This is a genomic window from Salipiger sp. HF18, from assembly GCF_011806505.1.
GTDB classification, from domain to species: domain Bacteria; phylum Pseudomonadota; class Alphaproteobacteria; order Rhodobacterales; family Rhodobacteraceae; genus Salipiger; species Salipiger thiooxidans.
In genome coordinates, this window is record NZ_JAATOS010000233.1 from 1 (window position 1) to 6,299 (window position 6,299).

General features: G+C 69.0%; 5 protein-coding genes and 1 pseudogene. 1 reads left to right on the forward strand and 5 read right to left on the reverse strand.

What is annotated here, in order from left to right:
- Nucleotides 1–1,035: 1,035 nt before the first annotated feature.
- Together HC022_RS16865 and HC022_RS16870 are read right to left on the reverse strand one after the other, a co-directional pair.
- Nucleotides 1,036–2,136, reverse strand: coding sequence for a ParB N-terminal domain-containing protein (locus HC022_RS16865; RefSeq protein ID WP_167453204.1), 1,101 nt, complete (start codon nucleotides 2,134–2,136; stop codon nucleotides 1,036–1,038).
- On the reverse strand, nucleotides 2,133–3,437 hold the full coding sequence (locus HC022_RS16870; RefSeq protein ID WP_167453205.1) for an AAA family ATPase: 1,305 nt from the start codon (nucleotides 3,435–3,437) through the stop codon (nucleotides 2,133–2,135). The genes HC022_RS16865 and HC022_RS16870 overlap by 4 nt, the downstream gene beginning before the upstream one ends.
- A 583-nt stretch (nucleotides 3,438–4,020) precedes the next feature.
- On the opposite strand from HC022_RS16870, the gene HC022_RS16875 reads away from it, so the two are divergent.
- Nucleotides 4,021–4,713 carry a DnaA N-terminal domain-containing protein gene (locus HC022_RS16875; RefSeq protein WP_167453206.1) on the forward strand — a complete coding sequence of 231 codons (693 nt, stop codon included), beginning with the start codon at nucleotides 4,021–4,023 and terminating at the stop codon, nucleotides 4,711–4,713.
- Here the strand turns inward: HC022_RS16875 and HC022_RS16880 are convergent.
- From HC022_RS16880 to HC022_RS29265, 3 genes and pseudogenes are all read right to left on the reverse strand, one after another.
- A complete protein-coding gene (locus HC022_RS16880) occupies nucleotides 4,710–5,360 on the reverse strand; it encodes an energy-coupling factor ABC transporter ATP-binding protein (RefSeq protein ID WP_167453207.1) in 651 nt (216 codons plus the stop codon). The genes HC022_RS16875 and HC022_RS16880 overlap by 4 nt on opposite strands.
- Nucleotides 5,351–6,139, reverse strand: coding sequence for a cobalt ECF transporter T component CbiQ (cbiQ, locus tag HC022_RS16885; RefSeq protein ID WP_167453208.1), 789 nt, complete (start codon nucleotides 6,137–6,139; stop codon nucleotides 5,351–5,353). The genes HC022_RS16880 and cbiQ overlap by 10 nt, the downstream gene beginning before the upstream one ends.
- A gap of 3 nt (nucleotides 6,140–6,142) precedes the next feature.
- A pseudogene (locus HC022_RS29265) lies at nucleotides 6,143–6,299 on the reverse strand (cobalt ABC transporter permease); the annotation flags it as partial.

The following is a 6,299-nucleotide window of genomic DNA, read 5'->3' on the forward strand; positions in this document are numbered from 1 at the left end:
GGCCTCTGGGCCTCTGGGCCTCTGGGCCTCTGGGCCTCTGGGCCTCTGGGCCTCTGGGCCTCTGGGCCTCTGGGCCTCTGGGCCTTGAGGACCTTGCCGTGTGCCCCGGCGCAAGGCCCCATCCGCGTCCTCGTTCTATATAGTCCAGGCGCAGGAAGGTCACGGGGAAGTTCCCCGATGCACGGATTCCCCGCCCCTCGGCCACCCCACCGAACCCGGTTCGGCGTCCCGTCCCCTGCCCGACAGCCTGTCCCCTGCCCGACAGCCTGTCCCCTGCCCGACAGCCTGTCCCCTGTCCCCTGTCCCCTGTCCACTGTCCACTGTCCACTGTCCACTGTCCACTGTCCCCGCGGGGACGATCCCGCCACCGGGCCGGCCCGGCAAGGACCTCTGACCAGATGCCGATCTTGGCCACCGGCGAGGGCAGCTCGCGCGGGACGTTTCGCTGTCCCCGCGGGGACACCTGCGGCGATCCCCTCCCCCTGTCCCCATGGGGACACAACCATCAGCCTGCCTCGCGCATTGCCCCGCAGGGTCTCCCGTCAAGGTGCGGGAGGCCGCCCTGCCCCCGTCCACGGCCCACCATCGCCCATCCCGTTCCCGTGGGTCTCAGCCGTCCTTGCCCGGCCATCCCGACGGCCCAAGGACCGTTGCCGTCCTCTCAGCCCACGACCGCAGGTCGGCTTTACTCCGCCACCCTGCCCGTTCGCCTCACCCCAGCGCGCGTGATCCGGCATCCTCGACCAATGAACCTCGCCCCTTGATCTGAAGCACTCATGAAACAGCACCGCTCGCTCCAGCTCGCTCCGCACCTGACGCCGCACCGTCCAGTCGTCATAGCCTGTCCCCGTGGGGACACTCCGTGACCCTGTCGTGTACTCCCGAAAATCCGCGTCCCGAGACGGGCCCGGAACCCGCGCGCCATGGCGCAACGCCACCACGCAACCGCCGAAGACACCCAACCCCAAAGACACAAAAAAGGCGGCGCGCGGGGTGTCCGCGGCGCCGCCCTGGCATCGTGTCGGAAGAAGGCGCTCAGTCGTCGAGCGCTGCCATGAAGGCCGCCACCGCGGCCTCGAGCCGGTGCCGGTCGATGCTCGAGAAATCGCGCTCCATCTGCAGCTCGACCTTGCCGTCGCGCGCGGCGCAACGGACTGTCCCCGCGGGGACAGTGCAGCGCAGCGTGGTCTTGGCAGCCGCGTTCTTGCCGCTGGAGCTCCGCGGCGCCGGCGCCGATTGCGTGGTCTTCAGCGCGTCCTGCAGCACCGCCACCTCGTAATCCGCCGAGCGCTCGCCCTGTTCGGAAAGCGCCTTGCGCAGCCGCGCCTCGAAGCCGCGCTCCGCGCCCATCCGTTTGGCGACGTCGAGCCCCAGATTGCGCGAGATCGCCTCGGGGTGCTGCAGCACGTCGCCCAGCGTTTCCACCAGACCGGCGAAATGGCGGATGTAGCTGCGCTTCTGCCGGCCGGCGGAAGCGAAAAGCACGTCCACCGCCGAGGCCACATCCGCCGACGCCGTGCCCGGATCCTCGGCGTAGCGCATGGCGAGCACCGCCATTTCGGCAAACGAGATGTCGCGGCGCACGAGGTTCTCGTCGACCATCCGCCGGTACAACCCCTCGAGCGCCTCGCCGGTCGCGACAAGGCCCGCCGGGATCCGGGCGAAGGCCTCGTCGCCGGTTTCCGCGAAAAGCTCGCGGTAGGCGCGCAGGCGGCGGAAGCCCTGGACCAACTCGTAGCCGTCACCGACGGGCTCGACCTGGATCGGGTTCGAAAGGCCAATGGCGCGGATCGAGGCCTTCAGTTCGGCGATATCCGGGTCGGCGCCGGTGCCGCGGTCGCGGGTCAGCTTCTCGGTCCGGATCGCGTCGATGGCAATCAGGTCGGTGATCAGCCCGGCGCGCTTCAGCCGGACGTGCTCATGTGCGAGCCGGTCGTTCTCTTCCCGGATCGCGCGCTCGGCCTCGGCGCGCTCGCGCAGCGCGTCGGCGTTTTCCGAGATCGCCGCGGCCATGGGACCGCGCCGCGCCTCGGGCTTGGGCGCGGGCGCGGGCGCCGAGGTCCGGCGTCCGCCGCCGGTGTAGACCCCGTCCTGCGTGCTGGGAAAGTCGATGTCGAAACCACGTCTCTTGCTCATGCCTCATCCTCCAGCTTGTCCCACGCGGTCAGCGCGTGATCGCGGAATTCCTCGTAGGCCCGGTCAAAGCTGGCGCGGGCGCGGCGCCAGGTCTCGCGGGTCATCTCGCGATAGTCGATCTCGTAGATCGAGCTCAGGAACCGCCCGGATTGTTCGACGGCCCGGGTCATCTCGATCGGGTGCAGGGTCACTCTGTCTTCCCAGACCTTTTCAAAGGCCGAACGCATCGCGCGGTGCAATTCGTTGCCGGGCTCGTAGCGGGTGAGCAGGAAGCGCACGTCCTGGAACACCTTGGGCAGTTGCAGTGTCCCCGCGGGGACAACCCCCTCGAACCCCGAGAGATCGGCGAGCGCCTCGGAGAGCTGGCCGATGAACGAGGTGGTGGAATCGTATTCCCAGTAGCCCGGGCCCGAGGGCACGTAGAGCATGTCGGCGGCGAAGACGGCGTTCATGCTCTGGTAGCCGATGGCGGGCGGGCAGTCGAAGATCACCATGTCGTAGGCGTCGCGGGGCAGGGCGTCGAGGTAGCGCGACACGGCGGCGAAGAACGACCACTCGGGGTTCAGGTGGCGGTACTGGGCGCTGGCGAACTCGACGAAGGCCGCGTTGGCGCAGGACGGGATGATGTCGATGGTGGGCCAGGACGTCGGCTTGATGAAGTCGGCGACGCGCAGGTCGCGCAGGCCCATGTCGGTGATCGCCTCGGGCAGGCGGCGCTGGGGCAGGGCGGAGCCGCTCTCGGCGCCGCGCATGGCCGCGTTCATCCGGTCGGTCTCGCGGATCAGGTCGCGGGCCATGATGCCCCAGACCGTATATTCCTCGGTGATGTCTGACAGCCCCATCGAGTGGCTGAGCGTCGCCTGCGGGTCGAAGTCGACGCAGAGCACCCGGTAGCCATCGAGCGCCGCGGCATGGGCGAAGTGCAGCGCCACGGTCGACTTGCCGGCGCCGCCCTTGAAGTTCGAGATCGCGACGCGGATCGCCCGCTTGCCCGCCGGCCGCCGCGGCATCAGGCTCTTGCGGTTGACCTTGAGCTTGCGGCGGATCTCGTTGATCTCCTCGAGCGCATACCAGCGCTGGCGGCCGTCTTCCTCGACCAGCCCCTGCGGCAGCGAGGGGTCGGCGGCCATGCGGCCCCGAAGCGTGGACTGGTTGACCCGGAGGATGAGCTCGGCCACCTCCCAGCTCGAGAACCGCCTGAGCCGCTTCTCGAGCTCCGGCGAAAAGGTCTGCTGCCGGATCCAGCCCTGCATCTTCAGGGACTGCGCCTGCATCCGCGCAAGGTCTTCGTGAGTGAACATGGTGCCTCCTGCTCTGCCCGTCGTGCCGTCCCGGTGCCTGTCCCCGCGGGGACGCTGGCTTGCGATGCCTGTCGTGGCGTTTGTCCCCGCGGGGACACCGGCCATCTTTGGAACATCGGGACGCTAATTTTCTCTGCTCCACCATTTACGTTGATTTGCCAGAAATGCCAAAGCCTATTATGATGAAAGCATCGGATGTGGCGAAATCGCCAATTCCCGGTGAAACCAACGGAAACCCCGCGGGGGCAGGGCAACGGCACCCCCTCGTGATTCGGCAAGGCTCTGGAGACTCTGGCCGAATACTGAGGGACACTCCGGGCGCTCCACCCAGATATTGGGGGACATTTTCACCGAATAAGGGGACAGCCAATATGTCCCCCAATACCTAGATACCCATTTTTTCATTCGAAAAAGGATTGGGGTCAGGACGTAAATCCCTGACGCCTTGACAGAATCGGTTTTCCGGACGCAAATAGATCGAGATCACCAAAGAACGCTGAGTTGACGGCGCAAGGGATCTTCACGGGCCAACAAGAGCCCGGGATCGAGGCAGGCCCGCAGGGGCGAGACACGAGGGCAGCATATGCTTGCCAGAAATCCGGCCGCGCGCAACGCCCCGGCCATGAAATACGACCTTCTCACGGTCATGGGAGCCTTTGCCCTGGCGCAGGACAAGGGTCGGCAGCGGCTCGTTCTGCGACTGATGACCCTGGTGACCGCCCGCTACAACTGGGGGCGCGACGAGCTGGCGGTGGGCCAGCGCGAGATCGCGCGGCTGTGGCTGGTGGACGAACGGACGGTCAAGCGCGAGATGGCGAAGCTTCGGGCGATGGGATGGCTCACGGTGCGGCGGCAGGGCGCTCGGGGCCGCGTCACCGAGTACTCGCTGGCGATCGAACGCATCCTCGAGGACAGCCGCCCCCGTTGGGGCGACGTGGGGCCCGATCTCGAGCACCGGCTCAGCGCCACCCCCGAGGAGGCGCCGAAGGTGGTGCCGCTGCCGGTCAAGGGCAGGGTCGCGGCCCCCGAGGTCTCGGACGGCACCGAGTGGACGCTGGCACGCGCGCTGCTGCACGCCGAGGACCCGGCGCTCTACGGGTCGTGGATCGCGGCGCTCGAGCGCCGCAGCAGGGCAGGGGGGCGGCTGACGCTGCAGGCGCCCTCGCGCTTCCACGCGAGCTACGTCGCCACCCACCTCGTGTCGCGGCTGCTCTCGGCCTGCCGCTCGGTGGACGGCAGCGTCGACGAGATCGTGGTGGCCAGCGCCGCGGGCTAGGACGGCACCAGTCTGCCGTCGCGCAGGTCGAGCGCGTCGGGGGCCAGGGCCGCGCGGAAGGCGGCGGAGTGGCTCACAAGCAGGATCGCCTGCGGCAGGGCGCGCAGGATCTCGAGCAGGCGCCCTTCGTTCTTCGGGTCGAGCGCATTGGTCGGCTCGTCGAGCAGCAGCGCCTCGGGTTCCATGGCGAGCACGGTGGCCAGCGTCACCAGCCGCTTCTCGCCGCCCGAGAGCTTGTGGGTGATGCGGTCGCGCAGGTGGGCGAGGTCGAGATCGGCCAGCACCCGGTCGACGATGGCCAGCGCCTCGTCACGGCTGCGCCCGAGGTTGAGCGGACCGAAGGCCACGTCCTCGGCCACGGTTGGGCAGAAGAGCTGATCGTCGGGGTCCTGGAACACCAGCCCGATGCGGCGGCGGACCTCGTGAAAGTCGGCCTCCTCGCGGCGGGGCGTGCCAAAGGCGGTGACGGTGCCCGCGTCGGGGCGTTGCAGCCCCAGCGCGATGCGCAGCAGGGTCGACTTGCCGGCGCCGTTGGGACCGGTCAGCGACAGCCGCTGGCCGGGCATGAGCCGCAGCGAGACGCCGTCGAGCACCGGGGCGTGGCCGGGGTAGGCGAAGCGGATGTCGGAGAGCGCGATCAGGGCCATGCGAGATCGACGCCGAGGAGCGCGGTACAGAGGCCGCAGAAGACCACCGCGACGCGCCGGTCGCGGGCGGTGAGGGCAAAGTCGCCGAGCAGCGGAAAGCGCCCCGAGAAGCCGCGGCAGCGCATCGCCGCGAGGATGCGTTCGGAGCGTTCGATGGCCCGCACCAGCATCATGCCGACGAGGTAGCCGAAGCTGCGGTAGGTGTGCCAGTTGGTGCCCGGGCGGAAGCCCCGGACCTTCATCGCGGCGCGCAGGCGCAGGTACTCGTGCCGGAGCACCTCGATGTAGCGGATGGTGAACATCAGCAGGTGTACCAGCCGTTCCGGGCAGCGCAGCCGGTGCAGGGCGTGGCCCAGCGTCACCGGCTCGAGGGTGCCCACCAGCACCATCAGCGCGAGGATGACGGCGTTGGCGGTGAGCGCGATCTCTGTGGCCTGCCGGAGCCCCTGCCAGCTGGCGGTGAGGCCCCACAGGCTGAAGATCGCGTCGCCGGGCACGGTGAAGGGCAGCATCACCAGCATGAAGAGGATGAACCCGTCCATCGTCGCCATGCGCCTGAGCGTGGGCCCCGGCGGCAGCTTCGACAGTGCCATGAGCCCCACCGCCATGGCCAGCGCCGCCGCCATTGCGGGCAGGGTGGTGAGCGCCACGGTGACGATGCCGAAGACCCCGGCCATGACGATGCGCAGCCGGGGGTCGAGCTGGCCCACGGTCCCGTACTCGGGCGCGGCGCCGGCCTCGGCCAGGGTCTTTTCGCTGGGCCTCAGCGCGTGGGCCACGGCTCAGCCCGCGAGCTTGCGGCGCGCCGCGAGGTAGAAGCCGAGCCCGAAGAGACCGACGATGTAGCCGATGCCGCCGAGGATGCTCTGAAGGTCGTTGTGTTCACGGTAGGCGGCGATCTCGCGGCGCAGGGGCCGGACCTCGTCGCGCACCGCCTCG

Bases quoted from the DNA above. Each gene is read 5' to 3' on its own strand.
- HC022_RS16865 (WP_167453204.1), bottom strand. From the start codon at position 2,136: ATGAGCAAGAGACGTGGTTTCGACATCGACTTTCCCAGCACGCAGGAC.
- HC022_RS16870 (WP_167453205.1), bottom strand. From the start codon at position 3,437: ATGTTCACTCACGAAGACCTTGCGCGGATGCAGGCGCAGTCCCTGAAG.
- HC022_RS16875 (WP_167453206.1), top strand. From the start codon at position 4,021: ATGCTTGCCAGAAATCCGGCCGCGCGCAACGCCCCGGCCATGAAATAC.
- HC022_RS16880 (WP_167453207.1), bottom strand. From the start codon at position 5,360: ATGGCCCTGATCGCGCTCTCCGACATCCGCTTCGCCTACCCCGGCCAC.